Below are 22,499 nucleotides of genomic sequence, written 5' to 3'. Positions count from 1 at the left end.
GTAGCATCGCTCCCGCCATGGAGATGAATGCCACCTACACCAGTCTTGTCGCGGTTGGCGACTCGTTCACCGAGGGCATGTCCGACCGGCTGCCGGACGGCTCCTACCGCGGCTGGGCCGATGTGCTGGCGGGCCGGATGGCGGCGCGCGAGCCCGGCTTCCGGTACGCGAACCTCGCCGTGCGCGGCAAGCTGATCGCGCAGATCGTCGACGAGCAGGTGGACGCCGCCGCGGCCATGCGGCCCGACGTCGTCACGCTGGTGGGCGGTCTGAACGACACGCTGCGCCCCAAGTGCGACATGGGCCGGGTGAAGGGCCTGCTGGAGGAGGCGGTGGTCCGGCTGGCCCCGGCGTGCGAGCGGCTGGTGCTGATGCGCAGTCCGGGGCGGCGGGGGCCGGTCCTGGAGCGGTTCCGGCCGCGCATGGAGGAGCTGTTCGCGCATGTCGACGCCCTCGCCGCCCGGCACGGCGCGCTGGTGGTCGACCTGTACGGCGCCGAGGTGCTCGGCGACCGGCGCATGTGGGACGTGGACCGGCTGCACCTGACCGGTGAGGGGCACCGCAGGGTCGCCGAGGCGGTCTGGCAGACCCTCGGGTACGCGCCCGAGGACGACTGGCGGGCGCCGCTGCCGTCCGCGGTGCCGCCGGGCTGGCTGACCCGGCGGCGGGCGGACGCGCGGTTCGCCCGCGAGCACCTGGGCCCGTGGATCGGCCGCCGCCTCACGGGCCGCTCGTCCGGCGACGGACTGCCGCCCAAGCGCCCGGAGCTGCTCCCGTGGGACCCGGACCCGGTCGAGCCGTAGGGGCCTGTCCGGCGGGCCGGGCCGGGTCGCGCCGCGCCGCGTCCAGTCGTAGCAACGTACGAACCGGGGCGGGGCGCTGGCCTGCGGAAACCGACAGTAGAATGGCTGACTGTGACTGCTGTGTCTGCGAAGCCTCGCATCCCCAATGTTCTGGCCGGCCGCTATGCCTCGGTGGAGCTGGCCACCCTCTGGTCTCCCGAGGAGAAGGTGAAGCTGGAGCGTCAGCTCTGGCTCGCGGTGCTGCGCGCTCAGCAGGATCTCGGGATCGAGGTGCCGGACGCCGCGCTCGACGCCTACGCGCGCGTGCTCGACACCGTCGACCTGGCGTCGATCGCCGAGCGCGAGAAGGTCACCCGGCACGATGTGAAGGCCCGCATCGAGGAGTTCAACGCGCTGGCCGGGCACGAGCATGTGCACAAGGGCATGACGTCCCGCGACCTCACCGAGAACGTCGAGCAGCTCCAGGTCCGCCGTTCACTTGAGTTGGTGCGCGACCGTGCCGTGGCGGTGCTGGCCCGGCTCGGGAAGCTCGCGGGCGAATACGGCGAACTGGTGATGGCGGGCCGCTCGCACAATGTGGCGGCGCAGGCCACCACGCTCGGCAAGCGGTTCGCGACCGCCGCGGACGAGCTGCTGGTGGCGTACGGACGCCTTGAGGAGCTGATCGAGCGGTATCCGCTGCGCGGCGTCAAGGGCCCGGTGGGCACCGCGCAGGACATGCTCGACCTGCTGGGCGGGGACGCCGGGAAGCTGGCCGAGCTGGAGGAGCGGATCGCCGCGCACCTCGGTTTCTCGCGGGCGTTCACCTCGGTCGGCCAGGTCTATCCGCGCTCGCTGGACTACGACGTCGTGACGGCGCTGGTGCAGCTGGCCGCGGCCCCGTCGTCGCTGGCGAAGACGGTACGGCTGATGGCCGGGCACGAGCTGGTGACCGAGGGCTTCAAGCCCGGCCAGGTCGGTTCGTCGGCCATGCCGCACAAGATGAACACCCGCTCCTGTGAGCGCGTCAACGGCCTCATGGTGATCCTGCGCGGGTACGCGTCGATGACCGGGGAGCTGGCGGGCGACCAGTGGAACGAGGGCGATGTGTCCTGCTCGGTGGTGCGCCGGGTCGCTCTGCCGGACGCGTTCTTCGCGCTGGACGGCCTGCTGGAGACGTTCCTGACGGTGCTGGACGAGTTCGGCGCGTTCCCGGCTGTGGTCGCCCGCGAGCTGGACCGCTATCTGCCGTTCCTGGCCACCACCAAGGTGCTGATGGGCGCGGTGCGCGGCGGTGTGGGCCGCGAGGTGGCGCACGAGGCCATCAAGGAGAACGCGGTGGCTTCCGCCCTGGCGATGCGCGAGCAGGGCGCCGAGCGCAACGAGCTCCTTGACAAGCTGGCGGCGGACGAGCGGATTCCGCTGGACCGGGCCGCGCTGGACGCGCTGATGGCCGACAAGCTGTCCTTCACGGGCGCGGCGGGCGACCAGGTGGCGGCCGTGGTGTCGCGGATCGAGGAGATCGTGAAGCAGCGCCCGGAGGCCGCCGGGTACACACCAGGCGCGATCCTCTGAGTGACTGAGCGGCTGGACGGCTGAGCGGCGGGTTCGCGGCGGGCCCTCGGCGGGCGCTCGGCGTGTACGATCCGCCCAGCGCTCGGATGACCTGGGAGGACGGACGGTGGGGCGGCTGACCGGCAAGGACCCGTCGCTGCTGCGGAGGATCAACTCGGCGGTGGTGCTGCACGCGTTGCGCGGCACGGATTCGGCGAACCTCACCGAGGTCACCGGCGTCACCGGGCTGTCCCGGCCCACGGTCGAGGGCGTCGTGGAGGGGCTGGTCGAGGCCGGGCTCGTCGTGGAGGTCCCGGCCGACGAGGGCGCGGCCCGACGCCAGGGGCGACCGGCCCGCAGGTTCCGCTTCCGGGCCGAGGCGGGTCATCTGCTGGGTCTGGAGATCGGCCCGCACCGGGTCGCCGCGGTCCTGTCCGATCTGGACGGCCGGGTGATCGGCACCGGGCAGAAGACCGTGGCCGAGGCGGCGGAGGCCGACGAGCGGCTCGACCGGCTGCGGGCCACCGTGGCGGATCTGCTGCGGCGCGCCGGGATCGCCCGTGGTTCGCTGCGGGCCGTCGGTGTGGGCACCCCCGGCATCGTGGAGAGCGACGGGACGGTACGGCTGAGCACGGCGCTCCCCGGCTGGACCGGCCTCCCGCTCGGGGAGCGGCTGCGGCGGTCCTTCAGGTGTCCGGTGCTGGTGGAGAACGACGCCAACGCCGCCGCGGTGGCGGAGCACTTCAAGGGCGCGGCGACCGAGTCCGACGACGTGGTGTTCGTGCTGGCCGGGCTCAGTCCCGGAGCGGGGGCGCTGATCGGCGGGCGGCTGCACCGCGGGTACGGCGGCGCGGCGGGCGAGATCGGCGCGCTGCACCTGCTGGGCCGTGAGGTGACTCCTGAATCCCTGCTGTCCACCACGGACGAGCCGCTGCACCCGCTGGACGAGCAGGCGGTCACGGAGGTCTTCGCGCTCGCCCGGCGGGGCGACGGGCGGGCCGCCGCCGCCGTCGAGCGGTTCATCCAGCGGCTGGTGCACGATGTGGCGGCCCTGGCTCTGGCCCTGGACCCGGAGCTGGTCGTGATCGGCGGCTGGGCGGCCGGCCTGGACGGCGTGCTGGAACCGCTGCGCCGCGAGTTGGCGCGCTACTGCCTGCGGCCGCCGCGGGTGGCGCTCTCCGTGCTCGGTGAGGCGGCCGTGGCGACGGGGGCGCTGCGGCTGGCTCTGGACCACGTCGAGGAGGGGCTGTTCGCGGTGGAGCGTACGGTGACGGCCCGCCGCTGAGCGGTGCGGCGGGCCGCCGACCTCATACGTGTCACATCTGGCCGACGCGGGGCTGCTGGACTTCGATGGCGCCGGTGTCGCCGAAGGTGAGGCGGCAGGTGTCGGCGCGGTAGGTGGCGACGGAGACCGCGGCGGTGCGGCCCCCGGCGAAGTACCGGGTGGTGACGACCAGGACGGGAGCGCCGGGCAGCCGGTCGAGCTGCTTGGCGTCGTCCGAGCGCGCCGAGCCCAGTTCGACGGCGCGGTCCTCGCCCTCCAGGCGCAGGCCTTGGAGCTCGCGCAGCACGACGGCCGCGCGAGCGGCGCCGGCGGGCGCGGCCGGGGCGGCCAGGCCGGGCACGGACGCGGCGGGAACGTACAGCAGTTCGGCGGCGACGGGCTGTCCCGCGCTGACCCGCAGTCGGCGCACCACGTGTACGGGCTCGTCCCGGCCGGTGCCCAGGTGGCGGGACACGGCCGCGGGCGGCACCTCGCGCCCGGCGTCGGCGAGTGCCCAGGCGGGGTCGGACACGCCCGGCCAGCTCTGCGCCGTCGAGCCCACGGACACGCCGACTCGGGGCGGGGCGACCGTGGTGCCGACGCCGCGGCGGCGCTGCAGCCGTCCTTCGAGTTCCAGCTGCTCCAGCGCCTGCCGGAGGGTGGCCCTGGCGACGCCGAAGCGGGCCGCGAGGTCACGTTCGTTGGGCAGGATCTCGCCCACGGCGAACTCGGAGTCGAGCGCCTCGCTGAGCACGGTCTTGAGGTGCTGGTACTTAGGCTCCGGCACCGTTTCGAGCTGTGTGGTCCCCACCCTGTTCCTCCACCGTCCCCAGGAACCCCGGACGCTTTTCCCGCCCTTGTTTATTAAAGGTTCCTCACTATCTCTGCGACGATAGGGCCACGCTCACCCTTGGTCAAGACCAATCAGCCGCCCGTCACGGTGTGCGGTCGGCCTGGTACGCGGACGCGCGCGGGGCCCGTCCGCCTGGACGGGCCCCGCGTTCCGGTGACTCGGGTGACTCGGGTGACTCAGCGCGCGGCGAGCGAGGTCAGCTTGTCGGGGTTGCGGATGAGGTAGACGCACTGGATGTGTCCGTCGGCTGTCTCCAGCTGGAACACTGTGTCCGGCCTGCCCCCGGAGAGCACCAGCAGGGCGGGGCGGCCGTTCGCCTCGACGTAGCGGAACGCGACGTCGTCGACCGGCTGGCGCGCGGCCCCGATGAGGAAGCGGGCCACCTTGTCGGCCGTCTCGATGACGCGCAGCGGGGCCTTGGCCTTGCCGTCGCTGTCCCCGACGAGCCGTACGCCCGGCGCGAGGAGGGACAGCAGCCCGTCGAGGTCGCCGCCGGTGGCCGCGGCGAGGAAGCGTTCGGTCAGGTCGCGGCACTCGGCCGCGTCCACCGCGTACCGCGGTGTGCGTGCGTCGACGTGTCTGCGGGCCCGCCCGGCGAGCTGGCGCACAGCGGGCTCGCTGCGCTCCAGCGTCGCGGCGATCTCGGAGAAGGGGAAGCCGAAGGCCTCGCGGAGTACGAACACCGCGCGCTCCAGCGGCGACAGCGACTCCAGGACGACCAGGACGGCGAGTGACACCGAGTCGGCCAGCACGGCCCGTTCCGCGGCGTCGGGCACGGTGGGCCCGAAGTCGGTGAGCAGCGGTTCGGGCAGCCAGGGCCCCACATAGGCCTCGCGCCTGGCGTCGAGCTGGCGCAGCCGGTCGATCGCGAGGCGGGTGGTGATCCGGATCAGATACGCCCGTTCCCGTCTGATCTTCTCGCGGTCCACGGACGCCCAGCGCAGCCAGGCCTCCTGTACGACGTCCTCGGCGTCGCTGACGCGGCCGAGCATGCGGTAGGCGACCCCGGTCAGGACGGATCGGTGCGCTTCAAAGACGTCTGTCGCGGAGTTCGTCGGCACACTTCCATCTAATCAGGGCTACCGAAGGGTAGGCGTTGCTGACAAGCTGTCTACCAGACCCGCATCCACGACGAGGAGCGCCATGTCCGCCACCGTCTCCTTCCGCATCGAGACTCCGAACGGCCCCCGGAGCGTCCGCGTCGCCTACCGCCGCGCGGGCGCGGGCGAGCCGTTGCTCCTGCTGCACGGCATCGGGCATCACTGGCAGGCCTGGGAGCCGGTGCTGGGGATCCTGGCCGCGGAGCGCGAGGTGATCGCCGTGGACCTGCCCGGATTCGGCGCGTCCCCCGCTCTGCCCGACGGAGTCCCGTACGACCTGCCGACCGTGGTGTCCGCGCTCGGGGCGCTGTGCGCGGAACTGGGTGTCAGGCGCCCGCATGTGGCCGGGAACTCGCTGGGCGGGCTGCTGGCCCTGGAGTTGGGCCGCGAGAAGCTCGTACGGTCGGTCACCGCGCTGTCTCCCGCCGGCTTCTGGTCGAAGGGCGAGCAGCGGTACGCGTTCGGGGTGCTCGGGGCGATGCGGCAGGGGGCGCTGCGGCTGCCGCTGCCCGCGATCGAGCGGCTGTCCCGGTCGGCGGCCGGGCGGGCGGCGCTGACCAGCACGATCTACGCCAGGCCCGGCCGCCGTTCGCCCGAGGCCGTCGTCGCGGAGACGCTCGCGCTGCGGGGGGCCACCGGTTTCCATGAGACGCTCGCCGCGGGACGGGACGTGTTCTATGCCGACGACGTGCCCGCGGCGTCCGGCGTCCCGGTCACCGTGGCCTGGGGCACTCGGGACCTGCTGCTGCCGCGCCGTCAGGGCGTGCGGGCCAAGCACACCATGCCGGGCGCCCGGCTGGTGCGGCTGCCGGGGTGCGGTCATGTGCCGATGAACGACGACCCCGCGCGGGTGGCCCGTGTCATCCTCGACACCAGCCGCTGACGGGGTCTAGGGCGTGCTCAGGAGTTGGACCACGCGCGGGTGCAGAGCACCAGGCGGTATCCGTCCGGGTCCTCGACGGTGACGCCCCACGCGTTCCAGTAGGGGTTGGGCGAGACGACCCGCTGGCCGCCGTGCCGCTCCAGGCGGGCGGTCAGTTCGTCGGGGACCGGCTCGTCGAGGTAGACGACCAGGAGGTCCTCGTCGGTGGGGCGCGGCCCGACGGGCGCGTCCGGCGCGTGGACGAGTTCGATGTGCCAGGCGGCGTCCGGCCAGCCCAGCATCAGCAGGTCGTGCTCGCCGGCCGCGTCGCCGCCTTCGGCGCGGTAGAGCACGCTGAGTCCGAGGCCCTGGACGAAGAAGCGCTCGGCCGCGGCCAGGTCGCGGGACGGGCGGGCGATCCGGATGTGGCTCTGACCGTTGGCGGGCACGCGGGCGGCTCCTTCGGTGTTCGGCGGTCGCGGGGCGGCGTGTTCCACCGTAGGCGCGGGGCGGTCGTACGGGATCGGCCGTACGACCCCCCGCCGGTGGGGCCTCCGACGTACGACCGGGGACCCCGTACCCGACGGGAACGTGTGCGCGGCCGGGCTGCCGGGCCGCGCGCCTGGTTCCTCGCCGCCGTGGGCGGCTGTTCACTTGGGATTCGCGCGGGGGCCGCGGGGCCCCGCTAGATGTGGCACCGGACGCGGCGGCGCCCACCTGCCGCGTCCGTGCAGCCGCCCTGTCCGTACCTCGCGTCCGTACACCTTCGCGTCCGTCGCACCCGTCACTGGAGGCGCATCGATGTCATCAGGTCACCCGGCCCCGGCTCCGGGCCGCCGCGCGGTGCTGCGCGGCTCCCTCACCGCCGCGTCCACCGCTCTCGCCCTGCCCGCGCTCGGCGGGGCGGCTCCCGCGTTCGCCCGATCTGGACGGCCGCGGGCCGCCTGGGGAGTACAGGCCGGTGATATGACGGCGCGCTCGGGCCTGGTGTGGGTACGCGCCGACCGCCCCGCGCGGATGATCGTGGAGACCTCGGCCACCGAGTCGTTCCGCGCCCCGGTCCGCTGGCCCGGGCCGCTGCTCGGCCCCGGCACGGACTTCACCGGAACGACCCGGCTGCGCGGGCTGCCGCCGGGCACGCAGGTCCACTACCGGGTGCTGCTCGCCGACCCCGACGACCCGCGGCGCACCGGCGAGCCGGTGGCGGGCGCCTTCCGCACGGCTCCGGTCCGGCGTCGCGGCGGCCACGGCGGCGGTGGCGATGGCGGTGGGGTGCGGTTCGTCTGGTCGGGGGACATCGCCGGGCAGGGCTGGGGCATCAACCCCGACCGCGGCGGCTACCGGGTCTTCGACGAAATGCGCCGCCTGGACCCGGACTTCTTCCTGTGCAGCGGTGACACGATCTACGCGGACGGGCCGATCCCGTCCCGCGTGACCCTGCCGGACGGGCGGGTGTGGCGGAACGTCACCACCGAGGAGAAGTCGAAGGTCGCCGAGACCCTCGCGGAGTTCCGGGGGAACTTCCGGTACAACCTGCTCGACGCGAACCTGCGGGAGTTCAACGCGCAGGTGCCGGTCGTCGTCCAGTGGGACGACCACGAGGTGCTCAACAACTGGTATCCCGGCGAGATCCTGGACGACGCCCGGTACACCGAGAAGCGTGTGGACGTGCTCGCGGCGCGGGCGCGGCGGGCGTTCTCGGAGTACTTCCCGGTCTCCACGCTCGACCCGGCCCGCGGCTCCGGCCCGCACGGCGGCCGTCGGGGCGACGGGCGGGTGTACCGGGTGCTGCGGCACGGGCCGCTGCTGGACGTCTTCGTCCTGGACATGCGCACCTACCGCAACGCCAACTCCCCCGGCCTGGCCGAGCACGACCCGGCCGGCGTGCTCGGCGAGCGGCAGGCGACCTGGCTGAAGCGGGAGTTGTCGCGCTCACGCGCCGTGTGGAAGGTGATCGCGTCGGATATGCCGCTCGGTCTGGTCGTCGCCGACGGACCGCGGGACTTCGAGGCGGTCGCGCAGGGCGATCCGGGCCGTCCGCTCGGCCGCGAGCTCCAGATCGCCGACGTACTCCGGCACATCAAGCACCGGCGGATCACCGGCACAGTCTGGCTGACCGCGGATGTGCACCACACGTCGGCGCAGCACTACGACCCGTCGCGGGCGGCGTTCGGGGACTTCGCGCCGTTCTGGGAGTTCGTGACCGGGCCGCTGGCCGCGGGCGGCTTCCCCGCCGCGCGCCTGGACGGCACCTTCGGCCCCGAGCGCCGCTTCCTGAAGGCGCCGACGCGGGCGAACGTCTCGCCCGCCGAGGCCCCGCAGTTGTTCGGCGAGGTCGAGATCGACGCGGGCAGCGGCGAGTTGACGGTGCGGCTGCGCGAGGAGGGCGACGCGGTGCTGTTCACGAAGGTCCTCCAGCCGGGGCGGGTCGGGCAGTAGCGTCCCCGGCGTGGCCGACGGGTCGTCGCGGGATCAACGAAGTCGGCAAATAGGGCAGATGCCGACTTAACCGTGCAGTCACAAGGCGTTCGTGATCACGCAACACCGGTCCGGCAGGGTGCGGTGCATGGCTGACAAGACTGACCCGACCACAGCGAAGCGGGCCCGCCGCCGACAGCACCACTGGCGGCGGGACACCGTCGAACTGGCCGCCCTGTTCACCGCCGTCGTGGTGGCGGACACCCTCGCCAAGACCGTCGTCAGCGGACCCGACGGGCCGGTGCTGCTGGTGGCGTCGGCCGTGGCGCTGGTCGCCACGGCCGCGTTCCACGTCTGGTGGGCGCGGCGGCACGGCCATGCCCCGCCGGCCGCGGATACCGATACCGGCGCCCCGCCCACCGCGGGGACCGCGCCGGGCGAGCAGGGACCCGCCGCCTCGCCCACCGGCACCATCGCCACCGCCACCGGCACCGCTGCCACCGGCGTCGTCGCCCCGTCCGCCACCACGCTGTGGCGGATGCGCACCACGGTGCGCGACCAGCCGGGATCGCTGGCCGCCCTGTGCGCCGCGCTGGCCCGCGTCGGCGTGGACATCCTGAGCCTGCAGACCCACCCGCTGGCCCAGGGGACGGTCGACGAGTTCCTGCTGCGCGCACCCGATGAGCGCGCGGCCGCGGAGCTGACCCGTGTCGTGGCGGGCGCGGGCGGCGCGGACACCTGGATCGAGCGGGCTGACGCCCACGACCTGGTCGACGCGCCCACGCGCATACTCGCCCTCGCCGCCCGCACGGCCCTGGACACGGCCGAACTCCCGCTGGCGCTGCGCCAGCTGCTCGGCCGCTGCACCATCAGGTCGCTGCCCGCCAGCTCGCCGACCGGGGCGCGCGCCACCGTCGGGCTGACCCCCGTCGAGGGGGCGCACGAAGGGACCCTGATGCGGCTGCGCGACCCCGCGGGCGGGTCGATCACCGTGGAGCGGCCGCACCTCGCCTTCACCCCCACCGAGTTCGCCCGCGCCCGTGCGCTGGTCGAGCTGGACGCCCGGCTCGGTCCGCGGGTCCCGCGCGGCCAGGACGTGCTCACCCTCCCGGCGGGCAACGACATCACCGTACGCCGTGCCGACACCACGGACCTCACGGCCGCCAAGGCGATGCACGAGCGCTGCTCCACATCCACCCTGACCATGCGCTACCACGGGCCATCGGGTGACGCCGACCGCTATCTGAACCACCTGCTCAGCCCCCGCTTCGGCCGCACCCTCGCCGCCTGGACCGCGTCCGGGCGGCTGGTCGCCCTGGGGCATCTGCTGTGGGACGGCGACGAGACCGAGGTCGCGCTGCTCGTCGAGGACGCCTGGCAGCGCCGTGGCATCGGCGCCGAACTGCTCGGCCGTCTGGCGGCTCTGGGCGCGGAGGGGGGCTGCGACAGCGTGTACGCGGTCACCAAGGCGTCCAACACCGGGATGGTCGCCGCGATGCGCGGGCTCGGGCTCCCGCTCGACTACCAGGTCGAGGAGGGCACCCTGGTCATCACCGCCCGGCTGGACGGCGCCCGCAGCGAACCCGATCAGCGCACCGCGCAAAACGTGTGACGTGACCGGTGCCGACGTACGAGGATGTCCGCATGCCTGCTGACACGACGATGAGTCCGCTGCCCCGCCAGATCGCCGACGCCTACGTTGACGACCTGATCGCCCTCGACCCGATCATCGGCACCTATCTCGGTGTGCCGGAGAGCTCCTCGCGACTGCCCGACCTCTCCCCCGCCGGTTACGAGGTCCGGGCGGAGCTGGCCCGTACGACACTGGAGCGGCTGGCCGTCGCCGAGCGCGCGCCCGGCGGGGACGGGGACCACGAGCGGCGGTGCGCCCGGCTGCTGCGGGAGCGGCTGACCGCGGAGCTCGGGCTGTACGAGGCGGACGAGCATCTCAGCGTCGTCAGCAACCTCATGTCCCGTGTGCACGAGGTGCGGGAGGTCTTCACGCTCACGCCGACCGAGACCGACGCGGACTGGGCGGCCGTCGCCGAGCGGCTGCGCGCGGTGCCCGGCGCGCTGGAGCAGCACCGCGAGACCCTCGCGCTGGGGCTTGAGCGCAAGCGGCACGGCGGCCCTCGGGCGACGGCCACGTTCATCGAACAGCTCACCGAGTGGGCGGGCGGCTCGGGTACGGACGGGTCGGGTACGGACAGCTCGGGTACGGACGGCGAGGGCGGCGCGGACGCGGGGCGCGGCTGGTTCGACGCGTTCGCCGCGGACGGGCCCGAGGCGCTGCGCGCGGAGCTCTCGGCCGCGGCGGCCGGAGCCACCCGTGCCGTGGCGGCGCTGCGGGACTGGATGCGCGAGGTGTACGCGCCCGCCGTCGCGGACTCCCCCGACACGGTGGGCCGGGACCGCTACCGCGTCTGGTCGCGGTACTTCAACGGCACCGACCTCGACCTGGACGAGGCGTACGCGTACGGCTGGTCCGAGTACCACCGCGTCCTCGGCGAGATGCGGACCGAGGCCGAGAAGGTGCTGCCCGGCGCGGCCACGCCGTGGGAGGCCCTGGCCCATCTCGACGAGCACGGCACCCATATCGAGGGCGAGGACGAGGTGCGGGCCTGGCTCCAGGGCCTGATGGACGAGGCGATCGAGGCCCTGGACGGCACCCACTTCGAGCTCGCCGAGCGGGTACGGCGGGTGGAGTCCCACATCGCCCCGCCGGGCGGTGCGGCGGCCCCGTACTACACCGCGCCGTCGGAGGACTTCTCCCGTCCGGGCCGCACCTGGCTGCCGACGATGGGCGAGACCCGCTTCCCGGTGTACGACCTGGTGTCCACCTGGTACCACGAGGGCGTGCCCGGCCACCATCTCCAGCTGGCGCAGTGGGCGCACGTCGCCGAGAACCTGTCCCGCTACCAGGCCTCGGTCGGCATGGTCAGCGCCAACGCCGAGGGCTGGGCGCTGTACGCGGAACGGCTGATGGACGAGCTGGGCTTCCTCACCGACGCGGAGCGCAGGCTCGGCTATCTGGACGCGCAGATGATGCGCGCGACGCGGGTGATCGTGGACATCGGCACGCACCTGGAGCTGGAGATCCCGGCCGACTCGCCCTTCCATCCGGGCGAGCGGTGGACTCCCGAACTGGCCCAGGAGTTCTTCGGGACGCACAGCGGGCGGCCCGCGGGTTTCGTGGAGAGCGAGCTGACCCGCTATCTGTCGGTGCCCGGCCAGGCCATCGGCTACAAGCTGGGCGAACGGGCCTGGCTCCTGGGGCGCGAGAACGCGCGCCGGGCGCACGGGGACGGCTTCGACCTCAAGGCGTGGCACATGGCGGCGCTGTCGCAGGGGTCGCTGGGGCTGGACGATCTGGTGGCCGAGCTGTCCGCGCTCTGACGCCCGTCGGGGGCCCGCTGTGCGCGCGGAGTGCGCGCACAGCGGGTGTGTGCGCGCACTCCGCCGACGGCTTCAGCAGCCGCAGTCGTCCCCGGTGACCGGTGCGGTCAGGGGGTCCGCGGTGGGCTGGGTCCGGCCCTGCCAGGTCTCGTACGCGAATCCCTCCCGCACCCAGTACTCGAACCCGCCGAGCATCTCCTTGACCTGGTAGCCGAGTTGGGCGAGGGCGAGCGCCGCGCGGGTCGCGCCGTTGCAGCCGGGGCCCCAGCAGTAGGTGACGACGGGGACGGACTTGTCGAGCAGCGCCTCGGCCTGCTCCGGGATCAGGGCCGTGGGCAGGTGGACGGCGCCGGGGATGTGGCCCTGGTCCCAGCACTCGGTGGAGCGGGAGTCCAGGACGACGAAGCCGGGGTCGGCGTCGGCCGCGAGTGCCGAGGCGACGTCGGAGACGTCGGCGTGGAAGGCCAGGGAGGCGGCGAAGTAGGCGGCGGCCGCTTCGGGCGCGGCCGGGGCGACGCGGAGCACGGAGTTCACGGGGGCGCTGAGCTGCATGTTCATGGCTAAGAATCTATGGCCGATGCGGCGTGAGGTGAACGGCTCATCCCCGGTCTTCCTCTTGATTCGCCGGGGAAACCCCTGTTAGCTCTCGGGAATGACCGAGTATTCACCGGACGCCACGGACTGGCGCATCCTTGACGCTCTCCAGCGCGACGGGCGGGCCAGCTTCACGGAGCTCGCCCGTGCCGTGTCGATGTCGCCGAGCGCCGTGACCGAGCGGGTGCGCCGCCTGGAGGACGCCGGAGTCATCGAGGGGTACACCGCGGTGGTCGCCCCGGAGCGGCTGGGGCTGCCGATCCTCGCGTTCGTGCGGCTCCGGTACCCGAACGGGAACTACAAGCCGTTCCACGAACTCGTGGACGCGACGCCGGAGATTCTGGAGGCGCACCATGTGACCGGTGACGACTGTTTCGTCATCAAGGTCGCGGTGCGCTCGATGCGGCATCTGGAGGAGGTGTCCGGGAAGATCGGCACCCTGGGGTCGGTCACGACCAGCGTCGTCTACTCCTCGCCTCTGTCCCGGCGCGCCTTCCGGGAGGCGGCCGTCGGCGGTTAGCGTCGGCGGTCGGCGGTCGGCGGTTCAGCGAAGGCTAGGGGCTAAAGGCGCGTTGGCGCACGGTGGAGCCCGCGCGGTCCTTGAGGACCTCCAGTTGGGCGTGGATCCGGCGGCGCAGGTCGGGTACGTGGCTGACGATGCCGACGCTGCGGTCGCGTTCGCGCAGGGAGTCCAGGACGTCGAGTACCTCGTCCAGGGTCTGGTCGTCGAGGCTGCCGAAGCCCTCGTCGATGAAGAGGGTGTCCAGGCGTACGCCGCCCGCCTCGTCGGTGACGACGTCGGCGAGGCCCAAGGCGAGCGCGAGCGAGGCGAAGAAGGTCTCGCCGCCGGAGAGGGTGGCGGTGTCCCGCTCGCGGCCGGTCCAGGCGTCGACGACGTGCAGCCCCAGGCCTGAACGGCCCCGGCCGGTGCGGTCGTCGGAGTGGACGAGGGTGTAGCGGCCCGCCGACATGCGGGCCAGTCGTACGGTGGCCGCCGCGGCGACCTGCTCCAGGCGGGCGGCGAGTACGTAGGACTCCAGGCGCATCTTGCGGGCGTTGTCCGCGGAGGTGCCCGCGGCGAGGGCGGCCAGGCGGGCGACCCGGTCGTACGCGGCGCGCAGCGGGGCGAGGTCACGGGCCTCGGCGGCGGCCCGGTCCGAGAGGCGGTCGAGTTCGGCGCAGCGGGTGTCGGCCGTCTCGCACGCCAAGTCGGCTTGGCGCAGCCGGTGTTCGGCGGCGTCGGCGGCGCGGCGGGCCGCGTCGGGGTCGGCCGCGGGGAGCCGCGCGGCGGCGGCCGTGTCCGGATCGGCGAGTGCGGCGCGTACTGCGGCCTCCTCCTGCCGGCGGGCGTCGAGACGGTGTTGGAGCTCGCGGTGCTGGGCGTCGTCGAGCGCGGCGGCGGCCGCTTCGTCGGGGGTGCTGAACCCGGCGCGGAAGGCGGCGTCGGCGAGCCGGGCGTCGGCTTCCTTGAGGCGCTGGGCGGTGTCGGCGGCGGTGCGTACGGCGTCGGCGGCGGCGGTGAGCTGGGCGGCCCGCCGTTCGAGGTCGGCGGCGCGGGCGGCGACGCTGGGCGCGGTGCCGCGGGCCTGCCGCAACTCCGCTTCGAGCGTGGCCTGTTCCCGGTCCAGGGCGTCGCGCTGCGCGCCGCGTGACGCGGTGCGGGTGACCGCCCGCTGCTGGGCGGTGCGTCGGCGGTCGTGTTCGGCCTCGGCGCGGGCGAGTGCCTCGCGGGCCGCGTGCAGCCCGGCCGCGTGCTCGCGGGCCGCGGTGTATTCCTGCCGCAGCTCCTGGACGGACGCGGCCAGTCGCGGGGTCGGCGTGTCGCCTGCCGCCGCCGTGGCCGCGGCCAGGGATTCGCGTACGTCGCCCAGGGCCCGCTCGGCGGCGGCGCGCTGGTCGTCGGCGTGCTGGTACGCGGTGAGTGCGGCCTCTTCGGCCGGGCGGTCGACGTGGTCGGCGATCTTGCGGGCGGGGGCGGGGTGTTCGGCGGCGCCGCACACCGGGCAGGGCGCGCCGTCGGCGAGGCCTTCGGCGAGTTCGGCGGCGATGCCGCGCAGCCGCCGCTCCTTGAGGGTGAGCCAGTGTTCGTGTGCGGTGGCGGCGTGTTCTCGGGCGGCCAGGGCACGGCCTTGGGCCGCCGTCGTCTGTTCGGCCAGGCTGTCGCGGCGGCGGGCGGCTTCCCAGCGGGCCTGGGCGGGCTCCAGCTGGCCCGCGAGGTGTTCGGCTCGGGTCGCGGCTTCCTGCGCCGACTCGACGTGTCCGCGCAGGGTGTGGCGGGTGGCGTCCCAGCCGTCGAGCCAGTCCGCCGCCTCCTGGAGCGCCTCGTCGTCGGCGTGCTGCTGGCGCTCGATGTCCGCGCGTTCCGCGGTGAGTTCGCCGAGGCGGTGTTCGGCGCGGCGGGCGGAGTCCAGGCCGCCGAGCTCTTCGAGCAGGCGGCGGGCGGCCGCGGCGAGTCCCGGCGCCCCGGCGCCGGCGAGAGGTTCGGGCAGGGCGGCGCGGGCGGAGTCTTCGGCGGCGGTCGCGCGGCGGTGTTCCGTCTCGGCGCCGGCGCGCAGGGCGAGCGCGGGGGTGACGGATTCGGCGTGGCGCGCGCGGTCGAGGCGCCGCTGCCACTGGCGTTGCTCGTCGGCGCGCGCGGCGAGGCGGTCCGCGGCCGCGCGGGCCTCGGCGAACCGGCGCTGGAGCCGGTGGGTCTCGATGGTGCCGTCGAGCGCGCGGCGGGCCGCCGCGTGGGCGGACCTGGCGGCGGCCACCGCCGCGCGGGCGATGTCCTGGCGCTCCCGTGCGCCGCTTCGGGCCACCGCCGCCCAGGTGAGGAGGGCGCCGGTGAGGCCCGGTTCGCCGGGCGTCACATCGGGCAGCGGCAGGTCAGCGACGTCGCCCGCGGCCTGCTGCATGCGGTGCGCGATGGCCAGCAGCCGGTCGTCTCCGGCGCGTACCTCGGCGTCCGTGCCGCGTCTGCGTTCGGCGAGGCGGTCTTCTACGGCGGCGAAGCGGCGGGTGTCGAAGAGTCTGCCGAGCAGCTTGCCGCGGGCCTCCGCGTCGGCGCGCAGAAAGCGCGCGAAGTCGCCTTGCGGGAGCAGGACGACCTGGCAGAACTGGTCCTTGCTCATGCCGAGCAGCTGGTTGATCTCCTCGCCGATCTCCTGGTGGGAGCGGCTGAGGGCCCGCCAGGCGCCGGTCTCGGCGTCGTACTCGCGCAGCCAGGACTGGGCCTTGTCGGTGGTGGTGCCGGTGCCGCGTTTCTTGGGGCGCTCCCACGGCGGCTGCCGGGTGATCTCCAGGCGGCGTCCGGCGACGGTCAGCTCAAGACATACCTCGGTGCGGGTCGCGGGTGCGGCGTGGTCGCTGCGCAAGGTGGCGGACTGGTGCTGCCGGGAGCCGGGCAGCGAGCCGTACAGGGCGTAGCAGACGGCGTCCAGGACGGAGGTCTTGCCCGCGCCGGTCGGGCCGTGCAGCAGGAAGATCCCGGCCTGGGACAGGGCGTCGAAGTCGACCCGCTGGCTGCCGCCGAAGGGGCCGAAGGCGGTGATGTGCAGCCGGTGCAGTCTCATCGGGCCGCCTCGCGCTGGGTGTCCAGGGCCTGGGCGGCGTCGAACGCGTCCCGCAGCACGGCGCGTTCGTCCGCGTCGGGTCCGCTGCCGCCGCGTACATGGGCCACGAAGTCCTCGGCGATCTGCTGTTCGGAGCGCCCCTTGAGGCGCTGGGCGTACGAGGCGGCCGGGTCGGCGCCGTAGGTCTCGGGCTCGTCGGGTGCGAAGACGAGGCTCAGCACGTGCGGGAAGCGTTCGGCGAGCCGGGCCATGGGCTCGGCGGGGCGCACCGGGTCGGTGAGCGTCGCCTCCACCCAGGCGTGGGTCGCGCTGTGCCACTTCGGCTCGGTGAGGAGGTCGTCCAGGGTGCCGGAGATCCGGGCCAGCGGGCGGGGCACCGGGCAGTCGACGCGTTCGGCGCGGACCTCGCCGCCGGGTCCGAGGTCGATCAGCCACATGCTCTTGCGGTGGCGTTCCTCGGAGAAGGAGTACGCGAGCGGGGACCCGGAGTAGCGGACCCGCTCGGAGACGGTCTGGCTGCCGTGCAGATGCCCGAGCGCCGCGTAGTCGACGCCGCCGAAGACCGCGGCGGGTACGGAGTCGACGCCGCCGACGGTGATGTCCCGCTCGCTGTCGCTGGGCGCGCCGCCGGTCACGAAGGCGTGCGCGAGCACCACCGATCTGGTGCCGCGCGGCCGCCGCGCGAGATCGGCGCGTACCCGGTCCATCGCGGCGCCGAGCACGGCCTGGTGGCCGCCCTCGTCCAGCTGGAAGGCGCCCTTGACCAGGGTGGGCTCCAGGTACGGCAGCCCGTAGAAGGCCACCTCGCCGTGCTGGTCGGCGAGCAGCACGGGGTCGGCGCAGCGGGCGGGGTCGGTGCGCAGGTGGATGCCCGCCTGGCCGATCAGTCCGGCGCCGACTCCGAGCCGTCGGGCCGAGTCGTGGTTCCCGGAGATCATCACCGTGGGTACGCCGAGGTCGGCGAGCCGGTGCAGGGCCTGGTCGAAGAGCTCCACCGCGGCCAGCGGCGGCACGGCCCGGTCGTAGACGTCCCCGGCGACGACGACCGCGTCGACGTGTTCCTCGCGTGCGGTCGTCACGAGGCGGTCGATGAAGGCGGCCTGCGCGTCGAGCAGGCTCACGCGGTGCAGGGACCGGCCCAGATGCCAGTCGGATGTGTGCAGAATCCTCACGACGCCACCCCGACCCGCATGTGTTCCCCTCCTGTGGGCTCGGCCCCGGACCCGGCCAGGACCGAGCCTCACCGTCAGCACCCACCACGCTAGCGCCTGTGGGCCCCTGCTCTCTCACAGACCTCCGCTCCGGGCGCCGCGCCAGGGGGCGCGGGCCCGCGCGGAGATCGGGGAGACGCCCTAGCCGTACGCCTCCGCGCCCAGCTCCAGGGTCGCGGTGCCCGCGGTGGCGTCGGCGAGCCAGGTGCGGAGGGTGTCGACGTCGGCGTCGGGGAGGCCGATCTCGATCGTCACCGCCTCGCCGTAGCGGACGTCGCGTACCTCGCGGCCCGCCGTCCGCAGGTCGTTCTGCAGCTTGCCCGCGCGCTGGTGGTCGACGGTGATCGCGGCCAGCCGGAAGCGGCGTCGGGTGAGGGTGCCGAGGGCGTCCAGGGCTTCGCCGACCGCGCCGCCGTACGCTCGGATGAGGCCGCCCGCGCCGAGCTTGACCCCGCCGAAGTAGCGGGTGACGACGGCGACGACGTACCGCATGTCGCGGCGGAGCAGCATCTGCAGCATCGGCGCGCCCGCGGTGCCGCCCGGTTCGCCGTCGTCGCTGGCCTTCTGCACGGAGGCGTCGGCACCGATCACATACGCCCAGCAGTGGTGGCTGGCGGTGGGGTGCTCCTTGCGGACGCGCGCGAGGAAGTCCTGTGCTTCCCGCTCGGTGGCGACGGGCGCGAGCGCGCACAGGAAGCGTGAGCGGCTCGCCTCGGTCTCGTGCACGCCCTCACGGGCTACGGTGCGGTACTCGTCCTGCATCGGGCCAGGGTATGCGCAGCGGCGGGCGGGCTGGCGGTCAGCCCTCGAAGGGTGGGCCGGGCAGGCCCTGGCCCGTGTCCGGGAGTACGAGGAGGGAGCCGGACAGGGGGTGGGGGCGGGTGAGGCCGGTGCGGGCCGTGGTGACGTAGAGGTCGCGGAGGCCGGGGCCGCCGAAGGCGCAGGCCGTGGGGCGGCGCACCGGGAGGACGACCGTGCGGTCGAGGTCGCCGCGCGGGGTGTAGCGGCGGAGCTGGGCGCCGTCCCAGAGGGCGACCCAGACACAGCCGTCGGCGTCGACGGTCAGGCCGTCGGGGAAGCCCTGGCCCGGCTCGATGGTCACCCAGGCGCGCCGGTCGGCCGGGAGGCCGTCTTCGACGCGGCAGACGTCGACGCGTCGGGTGGGGCTGTCGATGTAGTACATCAGCGCGCCGTCCGGGCTCCAGCCGATGCCGTTGCTGACGGCCACGGAGGGGAACACCTCGGCGGCGGCTCCGCCGGGGGCGATACGGGTCAGGCTGCCGCCGCCGGGTGCCTCGTCGTAACGCATGGTGCCCGCCCACAGGGCCCCGTCCGGGGCGACGGCCGCGTCGTTGCCGCGGCGGCCCGGCGCGGGGTCGTGGCGCAGCCAGGAGAACGCGCCGTCCGGGTCGTACGCGCCGACGCCGTCCCGGAGATTGACGACCAGGCCGCCGCCCGCGCGCGGTTTCGCCGCGCCGACGTGCTGCTCGGTGGTCATGATGGTGCGGCGGCCGCTCGCGGGGGTGTAGGTGTGGACACGGGAGCCGAGGATGTCCACCCAGATGAGTCGCTCCGTGGCCGCGTCCCAGGTGGGTCCCTCGCCGAGCGCGGCCCGCTCCCGTACGGCGACCTCGACCGGCTCGGCGGCCTTGAGCGGCTCGGCGGCCTTGAGCGGCTCGGCGGCCTTGAGCGGCGCAGCGGCCTTCAGCGGCTCGGCGGCTCCGGTCGTCACCTGGCGCCTCGGTGGCCGAGCCGTACGGACAGGTCGGACGCGCCCTTGGCGGCCAGTTCGGCGAGTTCGCTCTCGCGGTCGTCGGTCCACCGGATCATCGGTACGGAGATGGACAGCGCGGCGACGACCCGGCCCGCGCTGTCGCGTACGGGGGCGGCGACACAGCTCACGTCGGGGTTGGACTCCTGGTGCTCGACGGCGATCCCGCGCGCGCGGACGTCGGCCAGCGCGATGCGCAGCGCGTCGGGGTCGGTGACGCTGCCCGGCGTCATCGCGACCAGTTCGCGGCCTCGGAGACGGGCGTCCAGTTCCTCCGTGGGCAGCGAGGCGAGCAGCATCTTGCCGACGGATGTGCAGTGCGCGGGGAGTCTGCGGCCCGCGGCCGAGACCATCCGGACCGCGTGCGTGGAGTCCACCTTGGCGATGTAGATGACGTCGGCGTCCTCCAGGATCGCGACGTGCACGGTCTCGTCGCAGGTCTCGGCGACCTCGCGGGCCACCCGCTGCCCCTCGGCGGCGAGGTCGAGCTGTTCCGCGTACCGGCTGCCCAACTGGTAGGCGCGGACGCCGAGGCGGTAGCGGCCGGGCTGTTCGGGTACGGGCACCGCATAGGAGCGGGCGGCCAGGGTGGTGAGCAGCTCGTGCACGGTGGTGCGCGGGAGTTGGAGTTTGCGGGTGACCTCCGGCGCGGAGAGGGTTCCGTCGCCGTCGAGGAACAGTTCGAGTATGTCCAGCGCCCTGGTCACCGCGGGGACAAGACGTCCCATACCCGCCACACCCTTTCGTTCGAGACTTCGGGCAGCACCCGGAATGACGAACATAGGCTAGCCATCGGCCCGTTCACCGGGCAATGGGTCGCGCGGACCGGCCGTCGCACACTCTGTCGCGCGACCCATTGACACTCCAGGGAGGCGCTGATTACGGTCACGCCAACATATCGAACGTGTGACGAAATCTCGAACGACTCACGGACTCTAGGGGCAACTGCCGTGCGCATCACGGGAATCAGCACTCATGTCGTCGGGACCCCCTGGCGCAATCTGACCTATGTGCTCGTCCACACCGACGAGGGGCTCACCGGCGTCGGCGAGACCCGCATGCTCGGCCACACCGACGCGCTGGTCGGCTATCTCCGCGAGGCGGAGGCGAACCACATCGCCGGGTCCGACCCGTTCGCCGTCGAGGACCTGGTGCGCCGGATGAAGTACGGCGACTACGGGCGGGCCGGTGAGATCGTCATGTCGGGGATCGCGGTGGTCGAGACGGCCTGCTGGGACATCAAGGGCAAGGCGCTCGGGGTGCCGGTGTGGCAGTTGCTCGGCGGCAAGGTGACCGACCGGGTCCCGGCGTACGCCAACGGCTGGTACACCACCGAGCGCACCCCGGAGGCGTACCACGAGGCGGCCCAGGAGGTGATGGCGCGCGGCTACCGGGCGCTGAAGATCGACCCGTTCGGTACCGGGCACCTCGAACTCGACGCCCAGGCCACCCGGTACGCGGTCTCGCTGATCGAGGCCGTACGGGACGCGATCGGGCCGGACGCCGAGCTGATGCTGGAGATGCACGGCCGGTTCAGCCCGTCCACGGCGGTGCGCCTCGCCCGCGAGCTGGCGCCGTTCCGCCCGGCCTGGCTGGAGGAGCCGGTGCCGCCGGAGAACCTCAAGGCCCTGGCCAAGGTCGCGGAGCGGGTCGAGACGCCCATCGCCACCGGCGAGCGCATCCACGACCGGATCGAGTTCCGGGAGCTCTTCGAGTCCCAGGCCGCCGACGTCATCCAGCCCGACGTGGGGCACATCGGCGGCATCCTGGAGGCCCGCAAGCTCGCGGCGACCGCCGAGACGCACTACACGCTGGTCGCCCCGCACAACGTCGGCGGCTCGGTGCTCACCGCGGCCTCGCTGCAACTCGCCGCCTGTACCCCGAACTTCAAGGTCCTGGAGCACTTCAACGACTTCGCGGACGCGGAGATCAAGAAGGTGGTCTCCGGCGCCCCGGAGGTCGACCCCGCCACGGGCTGCTTCGAGGTGTCGCACGCACCCGGCCTGGGCGTCGGGTTCGACGTGGACGCCGCGGCCGAATTCCCGCAGCAGAAGGCCCGGTTCGACCTGTGGGCCGACGGCTGGGAGCGGAGGTCGCCCGCATGAGCCGGTCCCTGGTCGTCGACCGGCCGGGCGTCCACCGCCTGGTGACGCGCGAGGCACCTGAACCCGCGCCCGGCGAGGTGCTGGTCGAGGTCGCGGCGGCCGGCGTCTGCAGGAGCGACCGCGAGGTCTACGACGGCCACCGCGACCCCGGCTATGTGCGCTACCCCGTCACACCGGGCCATGAGTGGTCCGGGACGGTACGCGCGGTGGGCGAAGGCGTCGACCCCGCGCTCGTCGGCCGCAAGACCGTCGCCGAGGGCTTCCGCGCCTGCGGCGTCTGCGAGCGGTGCCGCTGCGGCGAGACCAGTCTGTGCACCGGTGGCTACGCCGAGACCGGGTTCACCGAGCCGGGCGCCTTCGCCGACCATGTCACGGTGCCCGCACGGCTGTTGCACCCGCTGGCCGACGACGCGGACCTGAGGGCCGCCGCCCTGCTGGAACCGGCCGCCGTGATCGCCGCGGCGGTACGGGCCGGCCGGCCCCGGCCCGGCGAGCGGGTCGCGGTGGTCGGCGCGGGCACCCTCGGGCTGCTCGCGGTGCAACTGCTCGCGGCGGTCTCGCCCGCCGAGCTGAGCGCGATCGACCCACGGGCCGCGCGCGGCGAACAGGCCCTGCGGCACGGGGCGGACGAAAGCCTGCTCCCCGAGGACGCCAAGGCGGCGCACGGCCGTTTCGACCTGGTGGTGGAGACCGCCGGGGCGCCGTCGACGGCGGCCGCGTCCTGTCTGCTGGCCCGCCGGGGCGGCCGGGTGGTGCTCACCGGGATGTTCACGCCCGGCGCCCAGGGCATCGATCCGGTGCATCTCTCGCTCAGCCAGCTGGAGATCCGCAGCGTCTTCGGCGCCTCCTCGTCGGCCTGGTCGGACGCGGTAAGGGCCTTCGGGCTCGGGCTGCTCGACCCGGCGCCGCTGATCACCCACGAGTTCCCGCTGGAGCGGTTCGCCGAGGCTGTGGCGCTGGTCGGCGGCGGCGACCCCGAGACCGGAAAGGTGCTGCTGCGCCCTTAGACCGCTAGACCCGTCAGACCGCTAGACC

At 73.9% G+C, this 22,499-nt stretch carries 19 protein-coding genes; 10 read left to right on the top strand and 9 right to left on the bottom strand.

The features are described from left to right. Window positions 1-17 precede the first annotated feature (17 nt). The 3 genes from ACX6XY_RS02155 to ACX6XY_RS02145 all read left to right on the top strand — a co-directional run bounded on the left by ACX6XY_RS02155 (window position 18) and on the right by ACX6XY_RS02145 (window position 3,621). Window positions 18-803, top strand: coding sequence for an SGNH/GDSL hydrolase family protein (locus tag ACX6XY_RS02155; RefSeq protein WP_460325644.1), 786 nt, complete (start codon window positions 18-20; stop codon window positions 801-803). Between the two features lie 111 nt (window positions 804-914). After that, complete coding sequence (gene purB, locus ACX6XY_RS02150; protein ID WP_460325642.1) at window positions 915-2,357, top strand: adenylosuccinate lyase; 1,443 nt, start codon at window positions 915-917, stop codon at window positions 2,355-2,357. 106 nt (window positions 2,358-2,463) lie between these two features. Then, complete coding sequence (locus ACX6XY_RS02145; protein WP_460325640.1) at window positions 2,464-3,621, top strand: ROK family protein; 1,158 nt, start codon at window positions 2,464-2,466, stop codon at window positions 3,619-3,621. Window positions 3,622-3,652: 31 nt separating this feature from the next. Here ACX6XY_RS02145 and ACX6XY_RS02140 read toward each other — a convergent pair whose 3' ends face one another. Beyond that, complete coding sequence (locus ACX6XY_RS02140) at window positions 3,653-4,411, bottom strand: GntR family transcriptional regulator (RefSeq protein ID WP_460325638.1); 759 nt, start codon at window positions 4,409-4,411, stop codon at window positions 3,653-3,655. 218 nt (window positions 4,412-4,629) lie between these two features. After that, on the bottom strand, window positions 4,630-5,514 hold the full coding sequence (locus tag ACX6XY_RS02135; RefSeq protein WP_460325636.1) for an RNA polymerase sigma-70 factor: 885 nt from the start codon (window positions 5,512-5,514) through the stop codon (window positions 4,630-4,632). Window positions 5,515-5,596: 82 nt separating this feature from the next. Between ACX6XY_RS02135 and ACX6XY_RS02130 the strand changes: the two genes are divergently transcribed. Next, window positions 5,597-6,436 carry an alpha/beta fold hydrolase gene (locus ACX6XY_RS02130; RefSeq protein ID WP_460325634.1) on the top strand — a complete coding sequence of 280 codons (840 nt, stop codon included), beginning with the start codon at window positions 5,597-5,599 and terminating at the stop codon, window positions 6,434-6,436. Window positions 6,437-6,453: 17 nt separating this feature from the next. Here ACX6XY_RS02130 and ACX6XY_RS02125 read toward each other — a convergent pair whose 3' ends face one another. Further along, window positions 6,454-6,864 (bottom strand): VOC family protein, encoded by a 411-nt coding sequence (locus ACX6XY_RS02125; RefSeq protein WP_460325632.1) that lies wholly within the window; start codon window positions 6,862-6,864, stop codon window positions 6,454-6,456. 352 nt (window positions 6,865-7,216) lie between these two features. On the opposite strand from ACX6XY_RS02125, the gene ACX6XY_RS02120 reads away from it, so the two are divergent. From ACX6XY_RS02120 to ACX6XY_RS02110, 3 genes are all read left to right on the top strand, one after another. Continuing rightward, window positions 7,217-8,854, top strand: coding sequence for an alkaline phosphatase D family protein (locus tag ACX6XY_RS02120; protein ID WP_460325630.1), 1,638 nt, complete (start codon window positions 7,217-7,219; stop codon window positions 8,852-8,854). Window positions 8,855-8,981: 127 nt separating this feature from the next. Next, window positions 8,982-10,445 (top strand): GNAT family N-acetyltransferase, encoded by a 1,464-nt coding sequence (locus ACX6XY_RS02115; RefSeq protein ID WP_460325628.1) that lies wholly within the window; start codon window positions 8,982-8,984, stop codon window positions 10,443-10,445. Between the two features lie 32 nt (window positions 10,446-10,477). Then, the gene (locus ACX6XY_RS02110; RefSeq protein WP_460325626.1) at window positions 10,478-12,229 is read left to right on the top strand and encodes a DUF885 domain-containing protein; all 1,752 of its coding nucleotides are present in this window, start codon (window positions 10,478-10,480) and stop codon (window positions 12,227-12,229) included. 72 nt (window positions 12,230-12,301) lie between these two features. Here the strand turns inward: ACX6XY_RS02110 and ACX6XY_RS02105 are convergent, their stop codons facing one another. Beyond that, window positions 12,302-12,787 (bottom strand): rhodanese-like domain-containing protein, encoded by a 486-nt coding sequence (locus ACX6XY_RS02105; RefSeq protein WP_460325624.1) that lies wholly within the window; start codon window positions 12,785-12,787, stop codon window positions 12,302-12,304. Window positions 12,788-12,881: 94 nt separating this feature from the next. Here ACX6XY_RS02105 and ACX6XY_RS02100 point away from each other — a divergent pair, with 94 nt between their 5' ends. Further along, window positions 12,882-13,343 carry an Lrp/AsnC family transcriptional regulator gene (locus ACX6XY_RS02100; RefSeq protein WP_460325622.1) on the top strand — a complete coding sequence of 154 codons (462 nt, stop codon included), beginning with the start codon at window positions 12,882-12,884 and terminating at the stop codon, window positions 13,341-13,343. Window positions 13,344-13,377: 34 nt separating this feature from the next. Here ACX6XY_RS02100 and ACX6XY_RS02095 read toward each other — a convergent pair whose 3' ends face one another. The 5 genes from ACX6XY_RS02095 to ACX6XY_RS02075 all read right to left on the bottom strand — a co-directional run bounded on the left by ACX6XY_RS02095 (window position 13,378) and on the right by ACX6XY_RS02075 (window position 20,087). Further along, entirely contained in the window at window positions 13,378-16,377 is a 3,000-nt protein-coding gene (locus tag ACX6XY_RS02095; RefSeq protein WP_460325620.1) for an AAA family ATPase, read from the bottom strand. Then, window positions 16,374-17,549, bottom strand: coding sequence for an exonuclease SbcCD subunit D (locus tag ACX6XY_RS02090; RefSeq protein WP_460325618.1), 1,176 nt, complete (start codon window positions 17,547-17,549; stop codon window positions 16,374-16,376). Before ACX6XY_RS02090 ends, ACX6XY_RS02095 begins: the two co-directional genes overlap by 4 nt. Window positions 17,550-17,729: 180 nt before the next feature. Next, window positions 17,730-18,350 carry a YigZ family protein gene (locus tag ACX6XY_RS02085; protein WP_460325616.1) on the bottom strand — a complete coding sequence of 207 codons (621 nt, stop codon included), beginning with the start codon at window positions 18,348-18,350 and terminating at the stop codon, window positions 17,730-17,732. A gap of 37 nt (window positions 18,351-18,387) precedes the next feature. Further along, window positions 18,388-19,320, bottom strand: coding sequence for an SMP-30/gluconolactonase/LRE family protein (locus tag ACX6XY_RS02080; protein WP_460325614.1), 933 nt, complete (start codon window positions 19,318-19,320; stop codon window positions 18,388-18,390). Continuing rightward, window positions 19,317-20,087 (bottom strand): IclR family transcriptional regulator, encoded by a 771-nt coding sequence (locus tag ACX6XY_RS02075; protein ID WP_460325612.1) that lies wholly within the window; start codon window positions 20,085-20,087, stop codon window positions 19,317-19,319. Before ACX6XY_RS02075 ends, ACX6XY_RS02080 begins: the two co-directional genes overlap by 4 nt. A gap of 222 nt (window positions 20,088-20,309) precedes the next feature. Here ACX6XY_RS02075 and ACX6XY_RS02070 point away from each other — a divergent pair, with 222 nt between their 5' ends. After that, window positions 20,310-21,464 (top strand): mandelate racemase/muconate lactonizing enzyme family protein, encoded by a 1,155-nt coding sequence (locus tag ACX6XY_RS02070; protein WP_460325610.1) that lies wholly within the window; start codon window positions 20,310-20,312, stop codon window positions 21,462-21,464. Beyond that, window positions 21,461-22,471 (top strand): zinc-dependent alcohol dehydrogenase, encoded by a 1,011-nt coding sequence (locus ACX6XY_RS02065; RefSeq protein WP_460325608.1) that lies wholly within the window; start codon window positions 21,461-21,463, stop codon window positions 22,469-22,471. The genes ACX6XY_RS02070 and ACX6XY_RS02065 overlap by 4 nt, the downstream gene beginning before the upstream one ends. Window positions 22,472-22,499 lie beyond the last annotated feature (28 nt).

This window comes from Streptomyces sp. O3 (assembly GCF_054788135.1).
The sequence above is the reverse complement of the archived record's forward strand: the minus strand, read 5'-3'. Positions and strand labels throughout refer to the sequence as shown.